Raw genomic sequence first — 25,521 nt, forward strand, 5'->3', positions numbered from 1 at the left:
CGAACTCGGTCTCAGCCTGCCGCCGCCATCGCTCTCCACGCCTTTCTGGCGCGGGAACGAGCTCGCGGGGCGGCGTATTCGATTCGCCGACGCGCCTCGGAGGCGCTGATCCGCAGTAGATCGCTCAAGAGCTCCGCGGTGTCCCGGTAGCCGGTGTCGGCGGCGAGACCGCGGCGCTCGGCCTCGGCGACGGCCGCGACCATGGCCGCACCCAATCGACGCCGGCGGCGTTCGGTTTCGACGAGGGTACGCAGCAAGTCGACATCGGCCAGTTCCGACCATCCCCGTGCCGGAGCATTCGGTGCCAATGCAGTCGAATGTGTGTTCACGCGAGGCAGCCTACCGCATGCTCGAACATTTGTTCGATAATCAGCGTTCAAGCGCGTCGATGTTCTCGCGGTGTAAGGCGCGCGGCGGTGCGGGGCGTGATTTGCCGGAATCGGGGGGGGGATCGGGTGGCCGGGGCCGCGGTTTCGTGAATGCTCGCCTGGCCGGCGTCCCGGAGCGCGCCCATCGGCGAGAAGGGTGCATGGCTGCGTGGCGGTGACCCGCCCGGTGCGCGAGTCGGACCGCGTTCACCGCGGTGCTCGGCGTGCGCGGCGTCGTCGTTGCAGGCCGGGGTGTACGCCGGCGGGCAGGCCCGCGTGGGCGGCGATGCGTTGAAGTAGCGGAAGGAGTTGGGCTCGCTCGGCCTCGTCGAGCGGTGCGAGAACGTCCGATTCCAGTGCGTCGGCCTCGGATTGCATCGACTCGAGCACCTCGCGGGCATTGTCGGTGAGGTGGACCGCATGCGCGCGCCGGTCGGCCGGATGCGGCCGCCGGGTCACCAGTGCGCGTTCTTCGAGCTCGTCGACCAGTCCAACCATCGCGTTGCGGTGAACACGTAGCAGATCCGCGAGTTCCTGCTGACTGCGACCGTCCGCGACGGCCAGCTGGGTGAGTACCGCGAAGTGGGCCGGGTCCAGATCCAAACGTGCCAGCTGCTCGGTGAGCTGGTACGACACGTGGAAACCGATCTGCGACAACAGGAATGCCGCGCGTGAGTCCAGCGGCCGGTTCGTCATGACACTTACACTAGCAATCCAACATGATTGCCATCTAACGATATTGACATAAATTGTGATTGTCACTTAACGTGACAATATGACGAACCCCAACATTCCTTCTGTGCCCGACACCGACGCACCGGTCACGGTCATCAACACGATGTCGGTACCCGCGGCTCAGCGGGACCTGTTCCTCCAGCGCTGGCGTGACAGCGCCCAGTACATGGCGGCCGCCGCCGGTTTCCGCCGAACCCGGATGTTCCAGGCGGCCGGCGAGGCGGCCGAGGCGGTCTTCGTCAACGTCGGGGATTGGGACAGCGGCACCGCCCTGCGTAACGCACTCGGTACTGCGGAGTGGCGGGAATTGACGCTGCGGATCCAGCACGATCTCGACCTCACCGCCCGGCCGATGATCTTCCATCCCACCCTCGAACTGGGACCCGGCGAGGTGCTGTCCTAGCGGACCGGATGCCTTGTGGGACAACAGTTCACCGTCTGAATGTCACAGGAGAACCACCATGTCACGCCGGAACCTCGACACCGTCCTGGCCGCCGCTGTCGTTTTGTTCACCTTCTACCTCGGGTTTTCTTTCGTCCTGACCCCCGAGACCGCCGCCCAGGGCTTCGGCCTGCCGAACTTGCCCGACGGCGACGGCTTTCTCGTCGTGAAAGGCTGCCGCGAGCTCGCGATGGGCCTGGGTACGGGCATCCTGCTGATGACCGGCCAGCGCCGCGCCTTGGGGTGGGTTGTGCTGATGACGGCCGTCGCCCCGTTCGGCGACATGGTCAACGTCCTGGCTCATCACGGCTCCGCGGTCACCGCGTTCGGCGTCCACGGCTCGACCTGCGCGCTGATCGCGGTCACGGGCCTGCTGATCCTTCGCGAAACCGGCAAGGCGCCCAAGGCCCAGCAGGCTACCGCCCCAGCGCCCGCCGCGCAGCTGTCGGCCTGACGTCTACACCCGAACGACCGCACCATCATTCGAACGAGGACTCGATGAAACAGCTCTACTGGGCCGCCGTCGGCTATACCGCACTCGGATTGCCGTCGGGCCTGGTCTACCGCGAACTCACCAAGGCCCATGAGTTCACCGGCAAGACCGAACTCGCCGTGGTCCACACGCACCTGCTGGCGTTGGGAACATTGTTCTTCCTGATCGTCCTGGTGCTCGAACATCAACTCGCCCTGTCGAACACCCGCGCCTATCGCTGGTTCTTCGCCGTCTACAACACCGCTGTCCTCTGGACCGTGGCCTGCATGACGATCATCGGTACCCGGACCGTCCTCGGGCACGGCGAATCCACGCCATTGTCGGAGCTGGCCGGCATCGGTCACGTCCTGCTCACCATCGGATTCGTGCTGTTCTTCCTCACCGTGCACCAGGCCATCACGGCCCGCCGCGAGGAGGTGGTCCCCGCCTGACCCGACCGAAACGGTGACGGCCGGGCCGGATGCTCGGGCTGTTCCCCGCGCACGCCAACGGCCCGAGATGGTCTCGGGCCGTTGATCTTCGGACTGCCGTATCCGTCGCCATGTGGATACGCCGCTAGTTGATCGAGTTGGCCAACCGATCGGCGTAAGGGGTGGTGAATTTCCCGACGAGGGGAAGCGCCGCGCGGACACCGCCGGTGTTGTTCGCCTGGACCATGGCCATGATCCAGACGACGACCGTGAAGACCGCGACGACGAGTCCGGTGAGGCTGAAGAGGATGCCCAGGGCTCCGAGGAGCGAGCCGACGATGCTCAAGACGATATTCAGCACCGATACCGCCCCGAAGAAGACGATCGACTGCGAGGCGTGGAATTTCACATCGGGATCGTGCTTTCCGAGGAAGAGGAAGATGATTCCGGTGAGCCAGCCCAGCGCGTAGGACAGGATCGCGCTGGTCTTCTTGTCCAAGCCGGCGGGCTGCGGGTGGTTCGCGGGAGGTTGAGAAAATGTCATGAGGTGAGTAGACGCCGCGCGCGCCCCCTACCGATCCCAACTTTCCCCGCGAACCCGCCGGTCACTGCTACGCCGGTCGCTGGAACTCGCCGTTCTGAATGCCGGTGGTGAAGGCGTCCCATTCGGCGGGGGTGAAGATGAGTGCTGGGCCGGTGGGGTTCTTGGAGTCGCGAACTCCGACCGTGCCATCGCTGAGATGCGCAACCTCCACGCATGTGTCTTTGCCGTGGCTTCGCCGGCTCTTGTACCACTGGGCAGTGGACAGGTCGACACTCACGCTCTGTACTCCTCTAGCACCGCTTGCAACAATGCCCTGGACTCAGTCGCGCTGAGTGCGGCGTTCCGGATGCTCGAAACCGCTGCTCGGTATTGCTCGATCTCGTCGGACTTGTCCAGGTACAAAGCGCCAGTGTAGCCCTCGACGTAGGCGACGGGCGGCTCGGTGAGCGCCGGGTTCGGGTGGTGGGGGAATTCGAGCAACACGAACGAACCGGCCTGTAGACCGAGGTAGCCGCCGGTTGTGAGAGGCACGAGGCTGATGGATACGTTGGGGCGGTTGGCGAGATCGATCAGATGGCTTACTTGGTCCGCCATTACTGCTCGACCGCCGATGTGGTGGCGCAGCGCCGCCTCGCTGAGCATTACATCCAGCGTGAAGTCATCGGTCGAATCTTCCAAGCGTCGTTGTCGTTTGGTCAGAAGCTCGACGTGTCGCTCGATCTCCTCATCGGTGACGCCGGGATCGAACGCGAGAGCAATCGCGCGCCGGTATTCGGCCGTCTGCACCAGACCTGGCAACAATGTCAGCTGAAACGATGTGATGCGTCGTGCCGACTGTTCGAGGCCGATGAACAGGCCGACATAGTTCACGATCTCCTCGCTGTACGACTGCCACCAACCCTCCTTTCGTGACTGCTCGGCAAGCCACAGCAATGCTGTCCGGTCGTCCTCAGTTGCCTCGTACACATCGCACAAGGCTCGGATGATTATCTTCTTGATTTGGCTGCCTTGGCCAGTTTCCAAGCGCCACAACGTATGTGTGCTGATCTCGGAAAGCTGGGCGGCCTTGTCGCGCGTCAGCTTCGCTGTCTCGCGGAGTTCGACCAAGCGGCGGGCGAGAAGGCGACGGGGCAGCGTCGTTGTCTGTGCGGGCATGCATCCACCTCGTTGACGGAAGTCATTGGATCATTGCAGATGATTTGCACTGATTTGAGTTGCCATGAATCGTAATGCAACTAGTGCAGTTTGGGCTCGGGCAATGGTGTACTCGGTGTGTGCATGCGGGCGGGGCGGCCGACCTGGCAATCCGTAAGCACCTCAACCACATCCCCGTCGTCGGAAGCCCGAACATGACGAAAATGCCCATGCTCGATCAGCAGGTCACACAATGCGACACCGATGAAGGACGACGAAATCGTGAGCGCCCCAGAGCTATCGGAATAATACGACCCAGTGTGTCTGGTGCGGACACGTCGCGGCATGCGCTCGCGATCGAACGCCATGCCGAGCGGCTGGGGTATGACTACGTCTACACCGTTCGTCCGCCCGAGGATCGGCCGGACCCCGTCGGTTACGGTCTGGCGATCGCCCTCGGTATGGACGCCGCGGCGGTCGTGGTCTACGACTTGACCACCGTCGATCACAGTCCGGCGCGGGTGTGCGATTGGTGTGATCTGGAAACGGTGTGCCCGCCGGAGACGTGGGCGCGCAGCCCGATCGCACCGGAGCATGCCGGCCTGCCACACCCGCTGACCGAGTCGATCGCTTGGCGAATCATGCAGCAGCACAAGGGTTGTAGCGCCCATCGGTGTCCCCGCAAAGCCGCCGCATTCGGGTTTCTCGTGCGGGCCGGGAAGGTTGTTCCTCCGGCTCGCACGTTGCGCGAGCGTGCCGCGGCGCGCGGTATCCGGCTCGACCCGATCGGCAGCGAGCTGCCGGTGGCGACGGGCGCGGACCTCGGCACCCTACTGAGCGTGCTGGACGGGCTGGTCGCCGATATGCGGGAACGGGGGTAGGTGGTGCCGGACGACAGGACCAGGCGTACCGAGGTGAACGGCCTGGAAGCGGTGTGGACGATGAAGAAATACCGTCATATCGAGATCAGGCAGGCGAGCGACACGACCACCGGCGAGGTGATCGAGTTCGCGCCGGGCACCGATCTCGCGGCGGCACGAGAACAAACGTCGCGCCACTGGGCCGCTGTCTGGGATGGCGTCGCCCACCAGATGTGGACCGAATGGATACCGGGCCACCGCAATTCGCAGCCGACGCCCACGACCCGGTCGCTCGAATGAGCGCGGAGCCGGACAAATCGAAGTGGCCCAGGGCAATCGGATACGTTCGCTCCGATCTGGCGGGCGATCGACGAGCCGAAATCGAAGCCGCGATTCGTCGGCGCGCGACCGAGGCGGGTTATCGCCTGCTGGGGATCGTCGCCGACGTGCCGGTGCCTGAGCTGCTTCCCGCCCTGCGTCGCGTCGACGCGGTGGCGGTGATCGTCCACGACCTGGAGCATGTCGGCGGCAGTCCGCGATCGGTGTGCGGATTCGCGGCGCTGGTCACGGTGGAGCCCGCAGACATGTGGCGCTGGGGCTACCAGCCGGATTGGTAGTGCGGGTCGGTACCGCTCGTCGCGGTGAAGTGCGTGCGGTGGGCCGCTTCGGTGATTGCCGGTGCCCACAGTCCGCACACCCCGAATTTTTCGTGCAAACCTCCGCGGAAATGCGCGAAAACGGGCTGTTGCAGAATGCGAGCGGGTTTCCGCCATGACTTGGGTCACAGGTCCAGCTGGGCGGCAGAGGCAATATCGCGTCCCGAGGAAGGTCGTTTGGTCACCTGATGTGACGTCACTATCGAGCCTTCGGCACATTCTGCAACAGCCCGAAAACCGCGAAAAGCGGCGGGGTTTGCACGATTAGTTCATCGTCACGGGCGCGGTTCGGCCGAGCGCAGCTACCCGGTGACCTGCGAGCAGGGCGGGCGCCGGTGTGTTGCGCGATCTGCTGACCACCTGCACGGCCCGCGGATGGACGATCGATTCGATGGCGGTGCTGGGCCGGCGGGCCGATGTGGTGGCCTCGGAGACTCCCGCCGATCGGCTCGTCACGGTGGGGCTACGGCTCAGTGGGCCCGGGACCGTGACGCGGCCTCGATCCTCGGGGTCATCAAGGAGGTGGTGCGGGTCGATGCCGGCCAGAACGAGGACGTGAACCGGATTCTGTTCAGCCCGATCCGGATCCGCGACGCGCACGGCAGGCGTTGTTACCGTCGCTCGCATGGATTTGCAGCTGAGCGGTAAGCGGGCCATCGTCACAGGCGGCAGTAAGGGAATCGGGCTGGCCGTCGCGCGCGGACTCGCGGCCGAGGGCGTCGATGTGGTGATCGCCGCTCGATCCGCCGAACCGCTCGCGGCGGCCGCGCAGGCGCTCGCGCGGGAGAGCGGGCGGCGGATCGTGGCGGTGCCCACCGATACCGGCGACGACGACCAGGTGCGGGCGCTGGTCGAGCGCACCGTGGCCGAGCTGGGTGGGGTCGACATCCTGGTCAATGCCGCGGCCACGCCGTGGAGTGCCGGCTCGCCCGCGGATCTGAACGCCACCAGTGACGACATCGTGCGCCGCGAGGTCGAGATCAAGGTGCTCGGATACCTGCGCACCGCCCGCGCCGTCGCGCCGCATCTGATCGCGCAGGGCTGGGGGCGAATCGTCAATATCAGCGGACTCGGTGCGCGGCAAGCGAATTCGATCGCCCAGACGGTGCGCAACGTCGGCGTTTCGGCCCTGACGAAGAATCTCGCGGACGAACTCGGCCCGCACGGGATCAACGTGACGGTCGTGCACCCGGGGCTCACCCGGACCGAACGACTCACCGGACGACTGGCCGACCAGGCCGCCGAATCCGGTGCCACCGTCGAAGAATTGGAGGCCGGTCTGGCCGCCAACTCGATCCGCCGGGTGATCGACGCCCGCGAGGTCGCCGATGTCGTCACCTTCCTGGCCTCGCCGCGCAGCATCGCGATCACCGGCGATGCCGTCGCGGCCGGCGGCGGCGTGCCGGGCCCCGTGTATTACTGACGCGAAACCGCCTCGTACGCAGAGCGTTTCAGCCCCGATCGCCCTCGCACGCGGCCAGGAAATCGTCGACGATACGGGCGCAGTCGTCGCGCCCGGCGCGGCCGATGCCGGTGAGCCGCACGAAGACGATCGGCCCGACGAGCTGCGCCAGCACCGCCGTGAGATCCCGGTCGCCGAGCAGTGCGCGTGCCTGCGGGTCGTCGAACAGTTCGTCGAACGGGCGACGATAGGTGTCGATCAGATGAGTGCGCAGCGAACCGGCCCGCACGCCCTCGCCGTGCGCCTGCGCGTCCCCGGTCGCCAGCCACGCCAGCGTGGTCAGATGCAGCGGGACGTCGTTGATCGCCGCGGCCTGCCGGGTGAGCAGTTCGATCAGCCGCTCGCGCAGGGGACCCGCGTCCGGGATCTCGACCACCGGCGGCATCAGCTCTTCCAACGTCGCGGTACGCAACTGTGCCACCGTGTCGAAATGCCGGTACAGCGTGGTGCGCGCGACGCCCGAACGCCGCGTCACCGCATCGATGGTGACCGCGTCGAGTCCGCCGTCGCGCAACAACTCGGTCGCGGCCGTCAGGAGGCGGCGACGCGAGCGCGCCTTGCGCGGATCGTCCTCGGATCCCATCGCGGCAGTCGATGTCATGGTCTCAGGATTCCTCCTCGGCAAGATCGGCGGCCGCACGGGATAGAAACGATACTGCGAGTAGCATAGCGAAACTGAAAGTATCGTTTCTCGGGAGGCGCGATGAACGCAACCAAGACCGAGCTCGTTCCCGGGCGCACCCGATGGGTGATCGTGGTGTCCTGCCTGGCCGTCGCGCTGGTCGTCGCGTCGATGGCCGCGCTCTACACCGCCCTGCCGCAGATCGCCTCGGCGACCGGTGCCACGCAGTCCCAATTGACCTGGATCATCGACGGTTACACGCTGGCGCTGGCATGTCTGGTACTGCCGGCCGGCGCTCTGGGCGACCGCTACGGCCGCCGCATCGTCATGATCATCGGGCTGGCGGTGTTCGCGATAGCCTCCGCGATCCCGCTGGTGGTCCACGGCCCGGAATGGCTGATCGGCTCGCGAGCGATCGCCGGAGTAGGTGCGGCACTGGTGATGCCGTCGACGCTGTCGCTGCTCACCTCCGGGGTGGAACCGGATCGCCGCAATGTCGCGGTCGGTATCTGGGCGGGCACGGTCGGCGGCGGCGCGGTCATCGGCATCCTGGGTTCCGGAGTGCTGCTGTGGCGCTGGTCGTGGCTGTCGATCACGCTCGCGATGGCGATCTCGGGTGCGATTCTGGCGGTCGCGGCGTGCACCGTTCCCGAATCGCAGGACGGCGAGCGCGCGCGCTTCGATCCCTGGGGAGCGGTGAGCGGGGCGGGCGCGGTGGGCCTGATCGTGATCGCGGCGCTCGAGGCCCCGCAACGCGGCTGGACCGATCCGATGGTGCTGGGCGCGGTGGTCGCCGGGCTGGCGGTCGGCGCGGCCTTCACGGTGATCGAATTGCGTGCCCAGCACCCACTTCTGGATGTGCGGCTGTTCGCCGGGCGTGGCTTCGGCGCCGGGACGCTGTCGGTGGCGGTGCAGTTCCTGGTCTCGTTCGGGCTGTTCATGGTGATCGTGCAGTTCTTCCAATTGATCCTGGGCTATTCGCCGCTGCTGTCGGCGGTCGCGATGGCGCCGATGATCGTGCCGATGGTGGCGCTGTCGGTGATCGCGCCGTGGCTGGCGCAGCGGTTCGGACTGCGGCTGCCCACCACGGTCGGTCTGGTCGTCGTCGGGATCGGCCTGTTGTGCCTGTCGCGGTTGACGTCCGCGAGCACGTTCGTGGATGTGCTGTGGCCGCTGCTGATCATGAGCACCGGCCTCGGCCTGGCCGCGGCGCCGGCCACCGCGGCGATCGTGGACGGGGCGCCGGCGGACAAACAGGGGGTGGCGGCCGCGGTGAACGACGCCGCTCGCGAGATGGGCGCCGCGCTGGGGATCGCCCTGGCCGGCAGCGTGCTGGCGGCCGGCTACAGCCACCGCATGGCCGAGATCGCCGACCGGATTCCCGAACCGATCCGCGGGCCTGTCACCGGTTCGCTCGCGGGCGCGCTGGCCGTGACCGAACGCATCGGCCCGCAGGCGAAACCGCTTGCGGACCAAGCGAAATCCGCCTTCGCGCACGGGTTGCACCAGGCCACCCTCGTGCTCGGGGTGGTGACGCTGGTGATCGCGGCGATCCTCGGAGTGTGGGCGCCCTCTCGCGTGCGATCCGGTGCCGAATCGGAGGGGGCCGAATCGGCCGGGTCCGAATCCGCCGGCGCCGAATCGGCTGCCGGAGCGGGGCGGCGGTGATCCGGTGTGTCGGTGCCGGCGTCACCGCGCCGGAGTAGGCGGGCGTGTTGTGATGGACGCGGGCCGGCCCGGTGTCGGCCACGCGCGGGCGTGAGCGTCGGTCCGCGCGGCGGAAGTCGAATCGAGGAGCGGCGGCGATGGCGCAGGTGAATGTGGCGGTGATCGGATACGGATTGTCCGGAGCGGTCTTTCACGCTCCCCTGATCGCCGCTGGCCCCCGGCTCCGGATGGCCGCGGTGGTGACCTCCTCGCCGGAACGAGCCGACCAGGCGCGCGCCGACCATCCCGGCGTGCGGGTATTCGCAACGGCCGACGAATTGTTCGGCACCGCAACGGATATCGATCTGGTGGTGATCGCGAGCCCCAACCGCACCCACGGACCACTGACGCTGCGGGCCGTGGCGGCGGGGCTGCCGGTGGTGGTCGACAAACCCTTCGCCCTGACCGCCGTCGAGGGCGAGGCGATGATCGAGGCCGCTCGGCGGGCCGGTGTCATGCTGACCGTCTTTCAGAATCGGCGCTGGGACAGCGACTTTCGCACGGTGCGCCGGCTGATGGCCGACGGCGCGCTGGGCGAGGTGCGCCGCTTCGAATCCCGCTTCGAACGCTGGCGCCCGCACATCAAGGGCGGGTGGCGAGAGGTCGGTGGCGCCGACGAAGGCGCCGGCATCCTCTACGACCTCGGCAGTCACCTGATCGACCAGGCGCTCGACCTGTTCGGCCCGGTCGAGGACGTCTACTGCGAGCTCGACGCCCGCCGTCCCGGTGTGCTGGCCGACGACGATGCCTTCGTGGCGCTCACCCATGCCTCGGGTGTGCGGTCGCATCTGTGGATGAGTGCCGTTGCGCCACAGCTGGGCCCGCGCTTGCGGGTGCTCGGCTCCGAGGCCGGGTATGTGTGTTACGGACTGGATCCGCAGGAGGCGGCACTGCGAGCCGGTCGTCGTCCCGGCGACGGACAGCCGTGGGGGAGTGTCGATCCCGTCGACTGGGGCCAGCTCGGCGCCGAAGGCGATCTGCGCCTGACCCCCAGCGAACCCGGCGCCTATCCGGATTTCTACGCCGGGGTCGCCGCCGCCCTGCTGGACGGCGGCGAACCGCCGGTGGACCCCGCCGATGCCGTGGCGGCCCTGCGCGTCATCGAGCGGGCGCGCGCGGTGGCGGCTCGATGAACGCCCGTCAGGGTTTGCGGGCGACGCCGCCGTAGGCGGCGATGTCGGCGGTGCGGCCGACCTCACGGGAATCGGGCTGCCACTGCGTGATGCAGGTGAAGCCGGGATCGACGAGCTCGAGTCCGTCGAAGGCCGCGGCGATTTCGGCGCGCGTGCGCGGATAATACGGCGTACCACCGGTTTTCGCGTATTCGGCGCACAGGTCGACATACGGTTGGCTGTCGTCGGTGCCGTCCCAGAGCACCAGATAGCTACCGGAGGGCACCGCCGCCAGCACCGTGCGAACGATGCGCAGCATGTCCTCGTAACTGCGGGCGTGACCGAGCACGCCCATGAACATGACGACCACCGGCTCCTGCAGATTCAGGATGGCGTGCGCCTCGGCGATGATTTTCTCCGGCTCGTGGAAATCGGCGTCGACGTAGGTCGTCACACCCTCCGGAGTGGTGCTGGTCAGCAGCGCGCGAGCGTGGGCGAGGACCAGCGGATCGTGGTCGACGTAGACCACCTTGGCATCGGGCGCGACGCTCTGAGCCACCTCGTGGGTGTTCTGCATCGTCGGCAAACCGGTACCGATATCGAGGAATTGGCGGATTCCGGCCTCGCCGGCCAGATGGCGCACCGCCCGGATCAGGAATTGCCGCGACTGCACCGCCATGGTCGCGATATCGGGATCGATCTGCAGACTCGCCTCACCGACGGCGCGATCGACCTCGTAATTGTCTTTGCCGCCCATCCAGAAATTCCAGATGCGCGCCGAGTGCGGAATATCGGTGCGGATCTGCGCCGGATCGTCGATGGCCATATGTGCTGAGCTCCCCGTAGGTGTGGGCGCCGCCGAACCGCGCGGCATCTCGTCGGTGCGAACTACGCGATTATAAACCTCCGCGTAACGGTTGTGCCGGAATATGTTGCAGGACCGAGATATTCGTACCGGCAGTGGGGGCGCGCGTGTGTGGCGCGGGCGACCATGTGCGACGGCTCGTGTGCGGCAACGGCGTTCGCGGAGAACTCGACAGCGACGCTGGGTTAGCTAAAAATGTGCTAGCTGGCCCGGTTTGTCGGTGGCGGCTGTTGGGGGGTATGTCTGACACCCGCCTTCGGATAGGCGGAAGTCTGCCGCGCCGCAACACTAATCAAGCGTCCAATCTGGAACATTGTCCATATCGCCACTCGAGTTCGGCGGCTGCCATTCCATCCGCGCGATCGGGCATTTAGGAATTCCGCCCCTCGGCACGTAAGGTTGCCGATCGGTTACTGAGTTTCTCGTCTCACATGGAGGTGGTAGAGGGCTTGCACAGCACAGTGGTCGTCGTCGGGTCCGGATTCGGGGGAATCGGCATGGGAACGGCGCTGCGGCGCGCGGGGATGGACGATTTCGTCATCCTGGAGGAATCGCCCGAATTGGGGGGCGTGTGGCGAGACAACACCTATCCGGGATGTAGCTGTGATGTACCGGCGCACCTGTATTCGTTCTCGTTCGCGCCGTATCGCAGTACCGGTATCCGATTCCCGGGGCGCCGCAGGACCTTGGAATATCTGCGGGCCGTCGCCGCCGCAGAAGGGCTACCCGGCCATCTGCACACCGGCACCGCCGTCGCCGAGGCGACCTACTCGGAATCGGGTGCGTGCTGGGAACTGCGGGCCGCGAACGGGATTCGGTTCACCGCCGATGTCGTGGTCTTCGCTGTCGGCCAACTGCATCGCCCGAACATCCCGGAGATCCCCGGCCGCGACGAATTCGACGGCGCGTCGTTCCACACCGCCGACTGGGATCATGCGGCCGAGCTGCGCGGGCGGCGGATCGCCCTGATCGGCACCGGATCCAGTGCGGCACAATGCCTGCCGGCGTTGGCCGACACGGCCGCGTCCGTGCGGATATTCCAGCGAACTCCGCAGTGGATCCTCCCCAAACCGGCCGCCGAATTCGGCCCGGCGACGCGCGCGGCGCTGCGGCTGCCCGGTGCGCAGCGCGCCTACCGCTGGGGTCTGCACCAGGCCGCCGACTCGCTGCTGGCGCCGATCATGCACCGCCGCTGGCCCGCCCGGCCCGCGGAATGGATTGCGCGACAGTACCTTCGGCGCAGTGTCGCCGATCCGGTGCTGCGGGGAAGGCTCACCCCGGACTATCCGATCGGCGCCAAACGCATCGTCTTCGACAGCCACTTCTATCGCACGCTGGGTCGCGACAACGTGGAACTGACCACCTCGGCGATCGCCCGCATCACCCGCGACGGCGTCGTGACCGCTGACGGCGGGCGCTACGACGCCGATGTCATCGTCTACGCGACAGGATTCCGCGCCGCCGAATTCCTGGCTCCGATCACCGTGCGCGGCCGTGGTGGACAGTCCCTGCAGGACCGATGGCGTTCGGGCGCTGACGCTTTCATGGGTCTGGCGGTGCCGGGATTTCCCAACGCGTTCCTCATCGCCGGACCCAACTCGTTCACTCCGGCGGGCAGCAATCCGGCGATGAAGGAGCATCAGATCGCCTACATCATGCGCTGCCTGCGCTGGCGCGACGAGATCGGAGCGGCGGCGATCGAGGTGCGGGCCGACGCGATGGCGGCGTATCGAGCATGGCTGGCGGACGCGCTCGCGACCACGGTGTGGTCGGCGGATGTGCCCAGTTGGTACACCCACGACAGCGGCGCGATCACCAACCCCTGGCCCGCCTCCGTGCGCACCTACGCCCGGATGTTGCGTCGCCCGCCGGCGTCGAGCTTCGCACCGGTGCACCGCACCGCCGCCGCCGAAACGGTCGGAGCCTGACCCGGCTCGCGCGACGAGGCCGCCCGTCGCGAAATACTTTGCGCCGGGCGGCCTTTCGGTCATGGTGACGCACTCGGTGAACGTGACCCGGTCGCGGCGATCAGTCCTCGTCGTGGGCCAGATGCTGTTTGGCCTGGTCGTAGTCGCCCTCGAGGTGGTGTCCGGGTCCGTAGACGAGATGGACGACGCCGGTGCGGAAGGCGGTCGAGCGAAGCAGGGTCAGCGGGAGAGTGGCCTCGGCGTCGTCGAACAGGCGCATACCGGATCGCACCGCGATCGGGTGCACCAGCAGATGCAGTTCGTCGAGCAGTCCCGCGCCGAGCAGTGCCCGCACCACCGAGACCGAGCCGGAGATGGCGATATCCCCGCCGGGTTCCCGCTTCAACGCCGTCACCCCGGCGATCAGATCACCCTGCAGCACTTCGGAATTGCGCCAGGTGAAGTTGTGCTCGCCGCGTGACACCACGATCTTGCGGGCGTCGCCCAGTTTGCGGCCGAACTCCGCGTCGGGCCCACCGGCTGCCTCGCGTTCGGGCCAGGCGCCGGCGAAGCTGTCGTAGGTCTTGCGCCCCAGCAGCAGCGTGTCGGCACTGCCGAGCTGGGCATCGACCGCCGCGCCCATCTCCTCGTTGTAATAGGGGAAGTGCCAGTCCTGCGGATTCTCGACGACACCGTCGAGAGCGATGAACAAGCCGGCCGTGATCGTGCGCATGATGTCTCCTGGGTCCGAGAAGTCCCTGTTGCACGATCCGACGGCGCGAGCGCGCGGAAGTCATCGGTGCCGGCGAAGATCTCCGGCGGCGCGAGTGCGGCGACGAGAGTGGAGCAAAAAGTGAGCGGTTCCCCATATTTTGTCGCCAAATGTGCCGAACTGCTCGCGCTGTCACCGATTGACGCAGGTCGGAGGCTATGCGGCGGGGTGTCGAAAATGTCCAAAACGGAGTAGAAGGTGAGCGGAGGCTCGCATTACCGTTCCATCAGGTAACACCTACGGCCGGTGAACGGGCGGCGTCCATATCGCCCGATCATCGATCCGGCAGATCTCGCGAAGGCTGCGGATCTGGTCCGTGACAAGGAGGTCAGAGTGACGACAGCAAGCACAGTCGGTGCTGAGCGCGCGATATCCGGCCGCGCCACCTCGCTGTCCATGCGGGACGCGCAGGCCATGTCCCGGGAACTGGTCCTGCACCTCGGCGGATCCGTGGCGCCGTTCACCACCCTGCCCGCCGATGTGATGTCCGGTGAGGTGTCGGCGGTCGCGCGGATCTGTGTGGAATGGTCGATCCGCCGGGTCAACGGCGGGGATCTTCCCGAACGCACCGATCGGCTGCGGGCCGCGGCCGCGCGCTGGTGCCGCGCCGGCATCCCGATCGAGGTGGTCGTGCACGCGGTCCACGAGGGATTCAAGGCCGGACTGGACCTGCTGTTCGCCCGGGCCAAGGCCAGCGATGCCGAACTCGTCGTCCGGGGCACCGCCACCGCGCTGGAACTGCTGGACCTGATCACCGCGACCGTCAGCAAGGCCTACGTCCAGGAGCGCCGCGCCGACGCCGTCGAACACCACACCGCCGTGCACACCCTCACCTCGGCGTTGCTCGGCGGGCACGCCACCACGAAGCTGGCGCGCGAATGCGGGATCCGGATCGCCGAGCGGTATCACGTTCTCGCCCTGTGGATTCCGCCGCATCCCGACGAAACGCATCCGCGGCTGGACCGGAATGTGGTCGCGCGCCGCAAGCTGCGGCGGGTGCAGGCCGCGCTGGCGAAACTGTTGCGTGATCAGCCGCTGGCGATGCTCTCGGTCGACGGCGGCACGGTGCTCATCCCCGAAACCGCCTGCACGGATACGGAATTGGACGATCTGCTCACCCGGCTGTCCGAGCTGGCCGGCGTGCCGCTGACCGCCGCGAAGGTGGGCGCCGCCGCGGCCGACGTCCCGGCCGCGGCGCAGCAGGCGCACGACCTGCTCGACACGGTGCGCCGGCTCGGACGCGGGCCCGGAGTGCATCGCTTCGCCGAACTCGCGCTGCAGTATCAGCTCACCCGGCCCGGCATCGGCCGCGACATCCTCGACGCCCGGCTGGCACCCCTGGACGACCACCCCGAGCTGCTGGAAACGCTGCACGTCTTCTTCAACACCGACCTCAACCGGCAGCGTGCCGCGCGGCAATTGTGCATCCACCCGAACACCATCGATTACCGGCTGCGCCGCATCGGCCAGTTGACCGGTTTCGATCCGTCCCGCACCACCGGATTGTGGTATTTGCGTTCGGCGTTGATCGCCCGGCTCGGCATCAGCGACCGCGATGCGTCCACGCCGGTGCGCCGGCCCGCCTGATTCGGGCCTTACGCGCCGGAACCGGCCGGTGGCCGCTCGGTGGTGCCGTCCAGGTGCGGGTAGACCACCTCCTGCACGATGAGCAGCACCGCGGCGGCACACGGGATCGCCAGCAGCGCGCCGAGGATGCCGAGCAGCGCGCCGCCCAGAATGATCGCCACCACCGTGACCACCGCCGGCACCCGGACGGTGCGGTCCATGATGCGCGGGACGAGCAGGTAGTCCTCCAGCAGCCGCATCGCGAGGAAGAATCCGGCCGTGGCGATGCTGACCGGCAGCGAGACGGTCAGCGCGACGGCGGTGATGATCAACCCGGCGACCGTCGAGCCGATCAGCGGCACCAGGTCCAGCAGAGCCACCAGCACCGAGAGGATCAGCGGGTACGGCACCGAGAACACCGTCAGCCAGACGAATGTGGCGATCGCGGTGATCAGCGAGATCAGCAGATTGCCCAAGACGTATCCGCCGACCTTGGTGAAGATGGCGTCGCCGAGCAGGATGGCGCGGGGGCGGCGCGACTGCGGGAAGAACCGGTACAGGCTGTGCCGGATGCGCGGGAAATTCGCCGAGAAGTAGATGGTCAGCACCGCCACGATCAACGCGCTGGCCAGTGCGCCGAAGACGCGCTCACCGGCGCCGAGCAGACCGTGGCGCAGGGAGGGGTTGTCGGTGAGGCCGTGTTCGAGTTCCTGATCCAGGTGCAGACGCTGCGACCACGATCGGATCAGCGGGTACTGGTTCTCCAGGTCGTGCAGCCGGTCGGAGGCGTGGTCGACCAGATCGCCGCCCTGGGTGACGAGCGGTGTGATCGCCGCGGCCAGGAATCCGGCGACGAGCAGTGTGGCACAGCCGAATACGACGGCGACGGCGGCCCAGCGCGGCAGTCGGCGCCGATTCAGCCAGGCGACCAGCGGCTCGATCCCGATCGCCAGGAACAGCGCCACGCCCACCAGCACGAGGGCCTGTCGTGCGGTCGCCAGCATGTCCACGATGCCGATCGCGAGGAGGACGCCGAGGCCGCCGGTCACGCCGATCACGAACGGTGAATTGCGGTCGAACCGCGGGCCCGGCCGCCCGTGCGGGTGCTGCGCGCCGGCCGACTCGGAGGCCGCGCGTTCGGCTGCCGCGATCGGCTCCGGGACCGACGGCTCGCCCTGCGGGCCGCGTTCGGCGTCCGAATCGGCGGAACTACCCATTCTTGGCAGCGTAGCGCCCGTGCGCCGTGCTCGGGCCGGACCAGGGCGGCGGGTCCGCGCCGAACTCGGGTGGGCTCACTGTCCCAGTGCCCGAGCGAACACCGGCCAGCTCCGGTGCAGGTCCTCCTGCCAGTAGCCCCAGGAATGGGTGCCGGTGGGACGCATGTCGAAGGTGGCGGGAATGGCGAGTTCGGTGAGCCTGGTGTGGAGTTCGCGGGTGCAGCGGACCGCGCCGGTTTCCAGGGCGCCGCCGACGAGGATCTGGTCGGCCAATTTCGCAGGGCTGGAACGGATTCCGGGACCGTCGAGGGTGTCCAGCGGTCCGGGCAGCCCGGTGCCGGTGGAGACGTAGATCGCGGTGCCGCGCAAGCGGTCCGCGTGCAGGTAGGGGTCGTTGGCCGCCCAGGCCGGGTCCGTCGGCGGGCCCCACATGTTCACGGTGTTGCCCCTACCGCCGCCCACGACCGCGTCGACGATGAGCTGACCGGGCGGGTCGCTGGTGCGTGCGCAGCCCGAGTACGACCCGATCGCCTTGTACAAGCCCGGGGCGGCCAGTGCCAGCTGAAAGACCGAGGTCCCGGCCATCGATATTCCGATGATCGCGTTCCTGCCGTTTCCGCCGAAGCCGGAATCGATGATCGGTGGTAGTTCCTCGGTCAGAAACGTCGTCCACCGCTGCCTGCCCAGCACCGGATCGTCGGCGCGCCAGTCGGTGAAGTAACTGCTGGCACCGCCGAACGGCACCACCACGGTGACCTGCTTGTCGGCGAAGAACTGCGCGATATCGGTCCGGTTGATCCAGTTTCCGTCGGCGCCGCCGTCGATGCCGTTCAACAGGTATACCGTGGGTGCCGGTCGCGAGCGGTCCGGCGCCGGAAGCACTTCCAGCCGGATCGGAATGTTCATCGCCGCGGAGTGGACGGTCACCGTGAGGGCGCGTGATGAACCGGGCGTGGCCGTCGTCAGGACGGACCCGTCGGCGGAGGGGCGGGCGTCCGTCAGGGCCTGGGTGGCCGAAACCGAGGCGGGCACAGGCGAATCGGGTGCGGTGGCAGGTGGCACGGTAGGCGGTTGGGCGGTGGCCGAACCGCAGGCGAGTCCGGCCGTCATCGACAGCGCCGCGGCCAGCCGCGCCGAGGTGCGGCCGATGCCCTGCAACACAGCAGAATTCCCATGCAACACAGCAGAATTCACGCGCCGCCTTTCCTGGGTCCGAAACCGCGGAACCGCCGGCGCCGACGATAGGCCGCCGCGGTGCTACCCGGCAATCGCCGCGTGCCGGCTTTGGCCTGTATGCCAGCGCGGACGCGCCCGGTCTGGTAATGGCCACAAATTCCGCGCTATCGGGTGCCGGAGCAGGGGCCGGCGTCGTTGACTGTGGTCGGCCGTCGGGGAGTCGTGCCGCGAACACATGTCGAGATCGGAGTGCGAGGATGGTCAGCCGCCCGCCGAGAATGCGCATCGCCCGTGCCGTCGCCGTGCTGTCGGCCGTGATCACCGTGGCGGCGGCGATCACCGTCTCGAACGAGCGCGCGACCGCCGATCCCGCCGAGGCCGGCGCACCCGACGGTTCGCACATCAGCGATATCCACCGGCGCGACGACCGGATCCTCGATATCGGCGTGTACTCGGCGGCCATGCGCAATGTGACTCGCGTGCAACTGATTCGCGCCGCCGACCCGGACCGGCCGGCGCCGACGCTGTATCTGCTCAACGGAGCCAACGGCGGGATCAGCGACGGCAGCTGGGCCGATCGCACCGATATCGCCGCATTCTTCGCCGACAAGCAAGTCAACGTGGTGGTGCCGTTCGGCGGTGCCAGCAGCTATTTCACCGATTGGCGCGCCGACGATCCGGTGCTGGGCCGGCAGCGGTGGCGCACCTTCCTGACCAAGGAATTGCCGCCGATCATCGATTCCGGCTTCGGCGGTACCGGGGTGAACGCGATCGCCGGAATCTCGATGGCGGGGACCTCGGTCTTCCAGCTGGCACTGGCCGCGCCGGGTTTGTACAAGGCGGTCGGCTCGTACTCCGGATGTGTGCGCACCAGCGACCCGCAGGGGCAGTTGATCGTCGACGCCGTGGTCGGAAATCGGATGGGGAACACCGTGAACATGTGGGGGCCGCCGACGGATCCGGCGTGGGCGGCCAACGACCCCTACCTGCACGCGGATCGTTTGCGCGGCACCGCGATCTACGTCTCCACCGGCACCGGAATCCCGGGACCGCTCGACACTTTCCAGGGAGCGCACGGTGACGCGACGCAGCTCGCCTATCAACTCGTTTTCGGTGCGGCACTCGAAGGCGTCACGAATCTCTGCACCCACCAGCTGCACGACCGCCTGCAGCAACTCGGCGTGCCCGCGACCTTCGATTTCCGGCCGACCGGCACCCACTCCTGGGGCTACTGGCAGGAGGACCTGCACACCTCGTGGCCGCTGTTCGCCGACGCCCTCGGTGCGTGAGGTGCCGGAGTCAGCGCACGCGATCGTAGACGACGGCCATCTCGCCCAGTTCACCCGTTTCCTGGTGGGAGAGTGACCATGTCGTCGCCGGCAGGCCGTCGTCGAACAGGCGTGGTCCGCCACCGGCGATCTCGGGGCAGACGATGAGGTACAGGCGGTCGAGCAGATCGGCGGCGAGCAGGTCCTTGATGACGCTCGCGCTGCTGTTGACCAGGATGTCGCCGGTGCCGGTGCCGCGCAGGTCGGCGATCACGTCGGCGGCCGGGGCGTTCACGATGCGGGTGCGGTCCCAGGGGGCGTCGGTTAGCGTCCGGGACAGCACCACCTTCTCCGTATCGACCAGCCACTTCGCATATCCGCGGTCGCGCGGGTCGGCGGTATCGTCGGCGGCGACCGAGGGCCAGAAGCCGAGGAAACCCTCCGCGTTGAGCCGGCCCAGCACCGCCGTGGTGGCGTTCTCCCGCATCCGGGTGAGGTGATCGCGCGCGACCTCGGTGGTCGCATAGCGAACGATGGGGCCCATATCGGCCGGGCCGCCGGGACCGCGGTACCGGCCGTCGAGGGTGATGCTGAGGTTGGCAGTCACTCTGCGGGCATGCGTGTCGCTCATGGTGGGCTCCTTTGTTTCGTCTGGTTATTCGGTGGACGTGGATGCGCCGACAGCGTCGGCGAGGTTGTCGAGGACTGCGGCCCAACCGGTTTCGATTCCGGCGATGAAGGCGGCCGCGTCGACGGTGGTTTCGGTGATGGTCAACGCCAGGTGCATTCGGGTGCCCTCGGTGGTCTCGGTGAGGGTGAGGGAGTAGCGGCCGGTGAAGGCCACCGCGCCCGCGTCGTCCAGGACGGACAGATCGAAGACCAGGCGCTCGTTCTTCTCCGCTGCCAGAACACGCCCCTGCGAGCGATACCGCGTCCCCTCAGGGTCGCGATAGTCCAGGACGGCCCGCCCGCCGGGTGTGGGTTCGAGTACGCATTCGGTGATGCGCATCGGCGCCGGCGCCCACCAGGCCGCCAGCAGATCCGGATCGACCCAGTGCCGCCACACGGTGCTACACGGCGCGGCCACCGTGCGCTCGAAGCTGAACGTCCGCCCGTCCGCCCACCGATCATGCTGCGCCGCAGCGGTTTCCGCGTCGATCGCCGCACGGTACCGGGCAACCACATCCCGCTCGCCGGCATGCGCCTCGGCCGTCTCCGCAACCTCGCGCAGCCGCCGAGCCAGCTCGTGCAGCGGTCCCGCCTCGAGGGCGTACACCCGTCGTTGCCCCAACGGAAAGACGGTGACCACCCCCGCCCGAGCCAGCGTCTGCAGATGTTTGGTCGTCTGCGGCTGCCGCAACCCGGTCGTCTCCGCCAACTCCCCGACCGAGCGAGGTCGCTCGGCCAGCAGCTCGACGATCCGCCACCGCGCACCGTCGCCCAGGGCGGAGAAGATCTGATCCATGAACTAAGTATTCACTTGAAAGAATATTCTTGTCAAGGAATATCTTGGCTGTCGGGCCGATGGTGTCGGCACCTGAGAAGGTCTGTCGGACCTCGCTCGTACATTCGTTCGGAACAAGATGGTGTCGGGCGCGTGAAGGAGCGATATGGACGGTGGCTGTCTCTGCGGCACTATCCGGTTCTCCGCGACCGGCGAGCCGGATTTTCCTCATTTGTGCTCGTGCGAGCACTGTCAGCGGCTCTCGGGTGCCCCCGTGATGTCGTGGGTGTCCTTCCCCGAGAAGGGGTTCGCGTGGACCGGTCCGGGCGGTGAGCCGACCTGGTTCGAGACGTTCCCGCAGATCTGCCGTGGGTTCTGCCCGAAGTGCGGTTCCTCGATCGCTTCCAAGGGTGATGAAGCCGGCTTGATCGGCGTCACGATCACGGCGTTGGACGATCATTCCGGGCTGATTCCGGTCAAGCAGAGCTTCGCGCACAACGCCGTTCCGTGGATGGCGCCGTTGGGCTGAGGCGCCGCTCTTGTCGAGCAGGCGATTCGGGCTGTCCCGCGCAGACTCGCTCTGTCGCCGGTTGACGGTTACCGGCCTTATCGGTCGAGCTTCATCTTTGGGCGCGGACTTCGGCCCCGGATCGTCAGGCGGAGTTCCGGTTGTTCTTCGCCGTCTACGGACGTGCCCTGCAAGCTCCCGAACAGTTTCCGGACTTCCTCGACCACGTCGTCACCGACTGGCCGGCCTCGCTGTGCGATGCTCGGGCCCCGGGCACTGATCCCGAGACCGCAAGTCGCACAGCCACATTGGTCATTGCGACGATTCGCGGCTATTGCTCGATCTGCTCGCCACCGGCGACCGCGACCGGGTCCAGGATGCTGCCGAAAGCTTCCTGAGCACCCTCGAAAACCGGCCGGGGCACGCTCCGGGCACCCTCTGAGGGGGTCGGATCTCGGTTTCGTGGAGCCGGGCAGCGTGGTGCGACAGCCGCTGGGTGAGGGTTTCCGCCCATGCCGCCGCGGCCGACTCTTCCGCGGGCTCGCCATGGCGACGCCGAGCAGGTGGACCTGCCGGCGTTTCGGGGCCTCGGGTGCCGGGGCGGGCCTGCATGGCCAGGATCCGCGCGCCCCACGCCAGATACGCCGGCACGCTCATGCCGGCGGCCTCGGCGGCCTGATGCAGGGTGAGCCATTCGTCCTCGCTCGCCGTGACCAGGATTTCCCTGCTGCCCATACTTATCCATGGAAGATCTTGGGTCCGTTCGAACGCTATGACGTTTGGCCCTGGTGGCCTGCCTGCACGGTGTCGCATGGTTGTCGTATGACCGGTGTGCTCGGGACCACGGGTGTCGCCGCAGTGGGAGTAGCGGCGGCGGCCTACCGGCGCTTTCTGGCGCCTCGACTGATGACGTGGGGCGCGACCGATGACGAAGTTGTCGGCCCCTTTCCTGGTGGCGACTTTGTCCCTGAGGGCGAGCGGGGAGCAACCATGGCCGTCACCATCGAGGCGCCCGCAGAGCAGGTATGGCCGTGGCTGGTTCAAATGGGTTGGGACCGCGGAGGCTTCTATTCCTGGGACCTCCTCGACAACGCGGGCCGTCCCAGCGCCCGGGAGGTTCACCCGGAGTGGCAGGACCTCGGCGTCGGGGACCGTCTGAAGTGCCTCGGCCTCCCCTCTTATGCGGTGGTAACCCTTGAACCGAACCGATTCTTGGGGCTCTACTGGCTAGCCGATCTCCGGGGACAGTTGCTCGATCCGAGCCGGCCGCGGCCCTCGGCCTATATGGAGGGGTTCTGGGGCTTTCGCCTGACCGAGCTGCCTGGCCGACGCACCCGCCTGGTCATCGGCGGCTACCAAGCCGCCCGCCCCAGATGGTTCGAGCGGTTGATGTACGACTGGGCCTTTCCCGTAGTGGTATGGATCATGCAGGCGCGCATGCTGGCCGTGCTGAAGCGCAACGTCGAGCGGACGGCCTCTGCGCTCTCAATGGCCTGAGATCAACTCGAGCGGATCGGAATCCGCTGGCTCGCAACGACTGTCGGTCGATATCCATTCATCCCCGCGTTTCTGCGTCCTCAGCGATCGTGCGCAACGTGGCCCGCATGATGTGCGCCACGAACGGGCGGATCAACCACCAGTACCGCAGAAATCGCCGCCGCGATACAGGATCGGTGGTGACGGTGCGGACCTCGTAGCCGAGCAGGCTGGCATGCTCGCCATAACCGGTGACGGTGAAGTTCGCCGCGATCTTCCCCCATCCGGGCTCGGTGAAGCCGGCGAAGTCCGCCCGTGGTACGTCGCGCCATTCGATATCCGGCCGCCAGAACTTGCCGACCGCACCGAACGCGATCTCACGTCCCGGGATCTCGCCGAGCAGCAGCCAGCCCGGCAGCCCGACCTCCTCGCCCACCACCAGTCGCTGCGGAGTGGGGACCGCCCGGCCGCTCCAGCGCGCGGGCAGCCCCCGAACCCACATCGAGACCGTCGTCAGCGGCGTGCGCACGCTCAGTAAATCCACGCCGCGTGCTGCCTGATAGGTCGCACGCGGATCAGCGTGCACCACCAGATGCTCGATCAGGTCGGCGTCGAAGGCCGGCACCGCGGACTCGATAAGCATGGGGCCGACACCGGATCCCGTCGTCATAGATCCATCATCGGCACCGGTCCGCAGTCGCCCCAGGGCCGAAGGTAACCTCGCCCCGAGACCTTGGGATATCCGACCGATCGTTCTCCCCAACCGTTCAGTACATCCGATATTGCCGCGTTCCGGTCGTTCGGGAGCCGGTCGAGGTTGAAGCCCTGGCCGGGCCCGGCCGCTGATTGAATACTGAACCCGAAACCCGTAACAGCGGCCGCCACGCCGGAAACCGGTGCAGCGGTTGGCCTCAGACCTCGCTGGTATGCGCGGGCGGTGGCGACGAGACCGCCACGGCGAGATAAAGCGCTCGCCGTGAACGGTTTCCGAATCAGCGGTGGGCGTCGAGTACCTCTCGCAACCGCTTCGCGAAAGCCTCCGGCTGACCCGCGTAGCTGGCGTCGCCGCCGACGAAACCGCTGTGGTGGCTGGGGAAGACGGTCGGCTCTTGTCCGAGGAGGGCGGCTGTGGCCGCGGCGGTGCGGGCGGTCAGTCCGCCTGCCGACTCCTCGCCGACCGCGATGAGGATCTGGGTGGGGGCCGCCGTCAGTGCGGTGGCGTCGGGAACGTAGCCGCTGACCGCCCAGGAGCGGTCCGAGACCAGGGGATCGTCGCGGGAACCGTCGTCTTCGGTGGGCATGCCGAACTGCGCCGGGTCGGGGGTGGGCAGGGCGAAGAACTCGTCGGTGAATTCGCCCTGCCACGATGCCATCGCGATGAAGGCGGCCATCGCCGCGCCGAATCCCTTGGCCTCGTACACATCTCGTACGGCGATCTGTGCCCGGCGGGCCGCTTCCGCATCGGGCAGCACCGGCAGGATCGGCGGCTCGTGCGCGACGAGTGTGGTCACGTCGCCGGGGTGCGCGGCCACCAGGGCCAGTGCGGTCACGGCTCCGCCGCTGCTGGCGAAGATCTCCACCGGACCACCCACCTGCTCGATGAGGGCGTGCAGATCCTCGGCCTGCACGACGGGCGAATGGTCGACCCGCCCGTCCTTGCGCACGCTGCGCCCCAGCCCGCGCGGGTCGTAGGTGATCACGGTGCGGTCGGGGAAGTAGGTGGCCAGGGTCGCGAAACCGTCGGCCGTCATCGGCTGGCCGACCATGAGCAGCGGCGCGCGCCCGTCGGCGGTGGGCAGCGGACCGCGGACGTCGTAGGTGAGATCGGCCTCGGGTGTACTGAGGATCTGTGTCTGCATGCTCCTAGGACGAGGCACGCGCCGGAAATTCATCGGTCACCGAACCCAATTTCGCGGCGAACAGCTCGGTCACGCGCTGCCAGGAATCGGCCGCGGCCGCCGCGTCGTGCACCGGCCGTCCCGGGAAGAAGTAGGCGTGCTGTGCACCGGGGTAGACGACCAGTTCGTACTCCGCTCCCGCCTGGGAGAGCGCGGCGTCGATGGCCGTGCGCTGCTCGGCGTCGATCACGTGGTCACGTTCGGCCAGCAGGATCAGCAGGCGGGTGCCGCGTTCGGCGATCGAGGAGGTGTAGGACAGCAGCGGATCCGGGATGCTCAGCGCGGTACCGGCCACCGGCAGCCAGCCGGGGTAGAAGATCGCCGCGGCGGCCAGATCCAGCCGGGTCGCGGCGAAGTAGGTGATGTGCCCGCCGAGGCTGAAACCGAGGGCGCCGGTGGTGTCGCCGCCGTCGCCATGCTCGCGGGCGAAGGCCACGGCCGCACGCAGATCGGCTTCCACGCCGTCGCGGGTGAGCGTGCCGAGCAGCTCGAAGGCCCGCGCCCGGTTCTCGTCGGATTCGGTGAGGCCGGTGGCGGTCTCGGGTCCGCATCGGTGATACAGATTCGCGACCACCGCCACATATCCCAGCGCGGCGACCCGGTCGGCCACCGCCCGCACTTCGGCTGTCAGACCCCACAATTCGGCGCCGACCAGCACCACGGGTAACCGGCCGCCGCGCACCGGCCGCGCCAGATATACCGTCATCGGTGCACCGTCCACCTCGACCTCGGCATGCCGGCCCACGATTTCCTCGGTCATTCCCGCCTCCAGCGTGCCGCGACCTGCCGATCAGGTTGCGGCACAGGCATTCTGCCGCAGACCGGTCGCTGTCCCCAGCGCTGAACCGGCGACGTGGCGGATCACGCGCTCGGCCAGCG

29 protein-coding genes are annotated in these 25,521 nt (G+C 67.7%); 14 read left to right on the top strand and 15 right to left on the bottom strand.

Annotated features, from left to right (window positions below; translation table 11 throughout):
- Positions 1 to 11: 11 nt before the first annotated feature.
- Both NE2_RS11350 and NE2_RS11355 read right to left on the bottom strand, forming a co-directional pair.
- Positions 12 to 329 carry a DUF222 domain-containing protein gene (locus NE2_RS11350; RefSeq protein WP_063002454.1) on the bottom strand — a complete coding sequence of 106 codons (318 nt, stop codon included), beginning with the start codon at positions 327 to 329 and terminating at the stop codon, positions 12 to 14.
- A gap of 246 nt (positions 330 to 575) precedes the next feature.
- Positions 576 to 1,064 carry a MarR family winged helix-turn-helix transcriptional regulator gene (locus NE2_RS11355; protein ID WP_063025891.1) on the bottom strand — a complete coding sequence of 163 codons (489 nt, stop codon included), beginning with the start codon at positions 1,062 to 1,064 and terminating at the stop codon, positions 576 to 578.
- A 79-nt stretch (positions 1,065 to 1,143) separates the two neighbouring features.
- On the opposite strand from NE2_RS11355, the gene NE2_RS11360 reads away from it, so the two are divergent.
- The 3 genes from NE2_RS11360 to NE2_RS11370 are packed head-to-tail and all read left to right on the top strand — an operon-like array spanning position 1,144 to position 2,469.
- On the top strand, positions 1,144 to 1,506 hold the full coding sequence (locus NE2_RS11360) for an antibiotic biosynthesis monooxygenase family protein (protein WP_084493966.1): 363 nt from the start codon (positions 1,144 to 1,146) through the stop codon (positions 1,504 to 1,506).
- A 58-nt stretch (positions 1,507 to 1,564) separates the two neighbouring features.
- Positions 1,565 to 1,999, top strand: coding sequence for a DUF4267 domain-containing protein (locus tag NE2_RS11365; protein ID WP_063025893.1), 435 nt, complete (start codon positions 1,565 to 1,567; stop codon positions 1,997 to 1,999).
- Between the two features lie 44 nt (positions 2,000 to 2,043).
- The gene (locus tag NE2_RS11370) at positions 2,044 to 2,469 is read left to right on the top strand and encodes a DUF2871 domain-containing protein (protein WP_063025894.1); all 426 of its coding nucleotides are present in this window, start codon (positions 2,044 to 2,046) and stop codon (positions 2,467 to 2,469) included.
- 124 nt (positions 2,470 to 2,593) lie between these two features.
- Here NE2_RS11370 and NE2_RS11375 read toward each other — a convergent pair whose 3' ends face one another.
- The 3 genes from NE2_RS11375 to NE2_RS11385 form a co-directional block, all read right to left on the bottom strand.
- A complete protein-coding gene (locus tag NE2_RS11375; protein ID WP_063025895.1) occupies positions 2,594 to 2,992 on the bottom strand; it encodes a DUF4870 domain-containing protein in 399 nt (132 codons plus the stop codon).
- A gap of 67 nt (positions 2,993 to 3,059) precedes the next feature.
- Positions 3,060 to 3,269: a DUF397 domain-containing protein gene (locus NE2_RS11380; protein WP_063025896.1), complete on the bottom strand. Its 210-nt coding sequence runs from the start codon at positions 3,267 to 3,269 to the stop codon at positions 3,060 to 3,062.
- Positions 3,266 to 4,147 (bottom strand): helix-turn-helix domain-containing protein, encoded by an 882-nt coding sequence (locus tag NE2_RS11385; protein WP_063025897.1) that lies wholly within the window; start codon positions 4,145 to 4,147, stop codon positions 3,266 to 3,268. Before NE2_RS11385 ends, NE2_RS11380 begins: the two co-directional genes overlap by 4 nt.
- A gap of 299 nt (positions 4,148 to 4,446) precedes the next feature.
- On the opposite strand from NE2_RS11385, the gene NE2_RS11390 reads away from it, so the two are divergent.
- The 4 genes from NE2_RS11390 to NE2_RS11410 all read left to right on the top strand — a co-directional run bounded on the left by NE2_RS11390 (position 4,447) and on the right by NE2_RS11410 (position 7,065).
- A complete protein-coding gene (locus tag NE2_RS11390) occupies positions 4,447 to 5,007 on the top strand; it encodes a hypothetical protein (protein ID WP_063025898.1) in 561 nt (186 codons plus the stop codon).
- A 33-nt stretch (positions 5,008 to 5,040) separates the two neighbouring features.
- Positions 5,041 to 5,286: a hypothetical protein gene (locus tag NE2_RS11395; RefSeq protein ID WP_146165292.1), complete on the top strand. Its 246-nt coding sequence runs from the start codon at positions 5,041 to 5,043 to the stop codon at positions 5,284 to 5,286.
- Positions 5,283 to 5,603, top strand: a complete 321-nt coding sequence (locus NE2_RS11400; protein ID WP_063025900.1) for a hypothetical protein — start codon at positions 5,283 to 5,285, stop codon at positions 5,601 to 5,603. The genes NE2_RS11395 and NE2_RS11400 overlap by 4 nt, the downstream gene beginning before the upstream one ends.
- Before the next feature lie 664 nt (positions 5,604 to 6,267).
- Positions 6,268 to 7,065, top strand: coding sequence for an SDR family NAD(P)-dependent oxidoreductase (locus NE2_RS11410; RefSeq protein ID WP_063025902.1), 798 nt, complete (start codon positions 6,268 to 6,270; stop codon positions 7,063 to 7,065).
- A gap of 28 nt (positions 7,066 to 7,093) precedes the next feature.
- On the opposite strand, the gene NE2_RS11415 is transcribed toward NE2_RS11410, so the two are convergent.
- Entirely contained in the window at positions 7,094 to 7,705 is a 612-nt protein-coding gene (locus NE2_RS11415; protein ID WP_063025903.1) for a TetR/AcrR family transcriptional regulator, read from the bottom strand.
- 102 nt (positions 7,706 to 7,807) lie between these two features.
- Here NE2_RS11415 and NE2_RS11420 point away from each other — a divergent pair, with 102 nt between their 5' ends.
- Positions 7,808 to 9,394, top strand: a complete 1,587-nt coding sequence (locus tag NE2_RS11420) for an MFS transporter (protein ID WP_063909361.1) — start codon at positions 7,808 to 7,810, stop codon at positions 9,392 to 9,394.
- Between the two features lie 137 nt (positions 9,395 to 9,531).
- Positions 9,532 to 10,566, top strand: a complete 1,035-nt coding sequence (locus NE2_RS11425) for a Gfo/Idh/MocA family protein (RefSeq protein WP_063025904.1) — start codon at positions 9,532 to 9,534, stop codon at positions 10,564 to 10,566.
- Positions 10,567 to 10,573: 7 nt separating this feature from the next.
- Here the strand turns inward: NE2_RS11425 and NE2_RS11430 are convergent, their stop codons facing one another.
- Entirely contained in the window at positions 10,574 to 11,371 is a 798-nt protein-coding gene (locus NE2_RS11430; RefSeq protein WP_063025905.1) for an SAM-dependent methyltransferase, read from the bottom strand.
- A 488-nt stretch (positions 11,372 to 11,859) separates the two neighbouring features.
- Between NE2_RS11430 and NE2_RS11435 the strand changes: the two genes are divergently transcribed.
- Positions 11,860 to 13,338, top strand: coding sequence for a flavin-containing monooxygenase (locus NE2_RS11435; protein WP_233429744.1), 1,479 nt, complete (start codon positions 11,860 to 11,862; stop codon positions 13,336 to 13,338).
- 100 nt (positions 13,339 to 13,438) lie between these two features.
- On the opposite strand, the gene NE2_RS11440 is transcribed toward NE2_RS11435, so the two are convergent.
- Positions 13,439 to 14,050 (bottom strand): dihydrofolate reductase family protein, encoded by a 612-nt coding sequence (locus tag NE2_RS11440; protein ID WP_063025907.1) that lies wholly within the window; start codon positions 14,048 to 14,050, stop codon positions 13,439 to 13,441.
- 372 nt (positions 14,051 to 14,422) lie between these two features.
- Here NE2_RS11440 and NE2_RS11445 point away from each other — a divergent pair, with 372 nt between their 5' ends.
- Positions 14,423 to 15,676 (top strand): PucR family transcriptional regulator, encoded by a 1,254-nt coding sequence (locus NE2_RS11445; protein WP_063025954.1) that lies wholly within the window; start codon positions 14,423 to 14,425, stop codon positions 15,674 to 15,676.
- A gap of 8 nt (positions 15,677 to 15,684) precedes the next feature.
- Here NE2_RS11445 and NE2_RS11450 read toward each other — a convergent pair whose 3' ends face one another.
- Positions 15,685 to 16,872 carry an AI-2E family transporter gene (locus NE2_RS11450; protein ID WP_063025908.1) on the bottom strand — a complete coding sequence of 396 codons (1,188 nt, stop codon included), beginning with the start codon at positions 16,870 to 16,872 and terminating at the stop codon, positions 15,685 to 15,687.
- 75 nt (positions 16,873 to 16,947) lie between these two features.
- Positions 16,948 to 17,982 (bottom strand): alpha/beta hydrolase, encoded by a 1,035-nt coding sequence (locus tag NE2_RS11455; protein ID WP_063025955.1) that lies wholly within the window; start codon positions 17,980 to 17,982, stop codon positions 16,948 to 16,950.
- Positions 17,983 to 18,305: 323 nt separating this feature from the next.
- Here NE2_RS11455 and NE2_RS11460 point away from each other — a divergent pair, with 323 nt between their 5' ends.
- Complete coding sequence (locus NE2_RS11460; protein WP_063025909.1) at positions 18,306 to 19,337, top strand: alpha/beta hydrolase; 1,032 nt, start codon at positions 18,306 to 18,308, stop codon at positions 19,335 to 19,337.
- Between the two features lie 10 nt (positions 19,338 to 19,347).
- On the opposite strand, the gene NE2_RS11465 is transcribed toward NE2_RS11460, so the two are convergent.
- On the bottom strand, positions 19,348 to 19,947 hold the full coding sequence (locus NE2_RS11465; RefSeq protein ID WP_063025910.1) for a dihydrofolate reductase family protein: 600 nt from the start codon (positions 19,945 to 19,947) through the stop codon (positions 19,348 to 19,350).
- A gap of 24 nt (positions 19,948 to 19,971) precedes the next feature.
- The gene (locus tag NE2_RS11470) at positions 19,972 to 20,781 is read right to left on the bottom strand and encodes an ArsR/SmtB family transcription factor (RefSeq protein ID WP_063025911.1); all 810 of its coding nucleotides are present in this window, start codon (positions 20,779 to 20,781) and stop codon (positions 19,972 to 19,974) included.
- Between the two features lie 145 nt (positions 20,782 to 20,926).
- On the opposite strand from NE2_RS11470, the gene NE2_RS11475 reads away from it, so the two are divergent.
- Both NE2_RS11475 and NE2_RS11480 read left to right on the top strand, forming a co-directional pair.
- Complete coding sequence (locus tag NE2_RS11475; RefSeq protein WP_063025912.1) at positions 20,927 to 21,289, top strand: GFA family protein; 363 nt, start codon at positions 20,927 to 20,929, stop codon at positions 21,287 to 21,289.
- Between the two features lie 801 nt (positions 21,290 to 22,090).
- Positions 22,091 to 22,765, top strand: a complete 675-nt coding sequence (locus tag NE2_RS11480) for a hypothetical protein (protein ID WP_063025913.1) — start codon at positions 22,091 to 22,093, stop codon at positions 22,763 to 22,765.
- 58 nt (positions 22,766 to 22,823) lie between these two features.
- On the opposite strand, the gene NE2_RS11485 is transcribed toward NE2_RS11480, so the two are convergent.
- The 3 genes from NE2_RS11485 to NE2_RS11495 all read right to left on the bottom strand — a co-directional run bounded on the left by NE2_RS11485 (position 22,824) and on the right by NE2_RS11495 (position 25,402).
- Entirely contained in the window at positions 22,824 to 23,414 is a 591-nt protein-coding gene (locus NE2_RS11485; RefSeq protein ID WP_063025914.1) for a hypothetical protein, read from the bottom strand.
- A gap of 322 nt (positions 23,415 to 23,736) precedes the next feature.
- Complete coding sequence (locus NE2_RS11490) at positions 23,737 to 24,603, bottom strand: alpha/beta fold hydrolase (RefSeq protein WP_063025915.1); 867 nt, start codon at positions 24,601 to 24,603, stop codon at positions 23,737 to 23,739.
- A 4-nt stretch (positions 24,604 to 24,607) separates the two neighbouring features.
- Complete coding sequence (locus NE2_RS11495) at positions 24,608 to 25,402, bottom strand: dienelactone hydrolase family protein (protein ID WP_063025916.1); 795 nt, start codon at positions 25,400 to 25,402, stop codon at positions 24,608 to 24,610.
- Positions 25,403 to 25,521 lie beyond the last annotated feature (119 nt).

The sequence above is a fragment of the Nocardia elegans NBRC 108235 genome, assembly GCF_001612845.1.
In the GTDB taxonomy this organism is placed as follows: domain Bacteria; phylum Actinomycetota; class Actinomycetes; order Mycobacteriales; family Mycobacteriaceae; genus Nocardia; species Nocardia nova.

Coding starts and splice junctions, on each gene's coding strand:
- NE2_RS11360 (WP_084493966.1), top strand. CDS start 1,144: ATGACGAACCCCAACATTCCTTCTGTGCCCGACACCGACGCACCGGTC.
- NE2_RS11490 (WP_063025915.1), bottom strand. CDS start 24,603: ATGCAGACACAGATCCTCAGTACACCCGAGGCCGATCTCACCTACGAC.
- NE2_RS11495 (WP_063025916.1), bottom strand. CDS start 25,402: ATGACCGAGGAAATCGTGGGCCGGCATGCCGAGGTCGAGGTGGACGGT.
- NE2_RS11400 (WP_063025900.1), top strand. CDS start 5,283: ATGAGCGCGGAGCCGGACAAATCGAAGTGGCCCAGGGCAATCGGATAC.
- NE2_RS11370 (WP_063025894.1), top strand. CDS start 2,044: ATGAAACAGCTCTACTGGGCCGCCGTCGGCTATACCGCACTCGGATTG.
- NE2_RS11415 (WP_063025903.1), bottom strand. CDS start 7,705: ATGACATCGACTGCCGCGATGGGATCCGAGGACGATCCGCGCAAGGCG.
- NE2_RS11440 (WP_063025907.1), bottom strand. CDS start 14,050: ATGCGCACGATCACGGCCGGCTTGTTCATCGCTCTCGACGGTGTCGTC.
- NE2_RS11375 (WP_063025895.1), bottom strand. CDS start 2,992: ATGACATTTTCTCAACCTCCCGCGAACCACCCGCAGCCCGCCGGCTTG.
- NE2_RS11460 (WP_063025909.1), top strand. CDS start 18,306: ATGGTCAGCCGCCCGCCGAGAATGCGCATCGCCCGTGCCGTCGCCGTG.
- NE2_RS11385 (WP_063025897.1), bottom strand. CDS start 4,147: ATGCCCGCACAGACAACGACGCTGCCCCGTCGCCTTCTCGCCCGCCGC.
- NE2_RS11425 (WP_063025904.1), top strand. CDS start 9,532: ATGGCGCAGGTGAATGTGGCGGTGATCGGATACGGATTGTCCGGAGCG.
- NE2_RS11470 (WP_063025911.1), bottom strand. CDS start 20,781: ATGGATCAGATCTTCTCCGCCCTGGGCGACGGTGCGCGGTGGCGGATC.
- NE2_RS11485 (WP_063025914.1), bottom strand. CDS start 23,414: ATGACGACGGGATCCGGTGTCGGCCCCATGCTTATCGAGTCCGCGGTG.
- NE2_RS11365 (WP_063025893.1), top strand. CDS start 1,565: ATGTCACGCCGGAACCTCGACACCGTCCTGGCCGCCGCTGTCGTTTTG.
- NE2_RS11455 (WP_063025955.1), bottom strand. CDS start 17,982: ATGACGGCCGGACTCGCCTGCGGTTCGGCCACCGCCCAACCGCCTACC.
- NE2_RS11480 (WP_063025913.1), top strand. CDS start 22,091: ATGACCGGTGTGCTCGGGACCACGGGTGTCGCCGCAGTGGGAGTAGCG.
- NE2_RS11420 (WP_063909361.1), top strand. CDS start 7,808: ATGAACGCAACCAAGACCGAGCTCGTTCCCGGGCGCACCCGATGGGTG.
- NE2_RS11430 (WP_063025905.1), bottom strand. CDS start 11,371: ATGGCCATCGACGATCCGGCGCAGATCCGCACCGATATTCCGCACTCG.
- NE2_RS11475 (WP_063025912.1), top strand. CDS start 20,927: ATGGACGGTGGCTGTCTCTGCGGCACTATCCGGTTCTCCGCGACCGGC.
- NE2_RS11410 (WP_063025902.1), top strand. CDS start 6,268: ATGGATTTGCAGCTGAGCGGTAAGCGGGCCATCGTCACAGGCGGCAGT.
- NE2_RS11355 (WP_063025891.1), bottom strand. CDS start 1,064: ATGACGAACCGGCCGCTGGACTCACGCGCGGCATTCCTGTTGTCGCAG.
- NE2_RS11450 (WP_063025908.1), bottom strand. CDS start 16,872: ATGGGTAGTTCCGCCGATTCGGACGCCGAACGCGGCCCGCAGGGCGAG.
- NE2_RS11465 (WP_063025910.1), bottom strand. CDS start 19,947: ATGAGCGACACGCATGCCCGCAGAGTGACTGCCAACCTCAGCATCACC.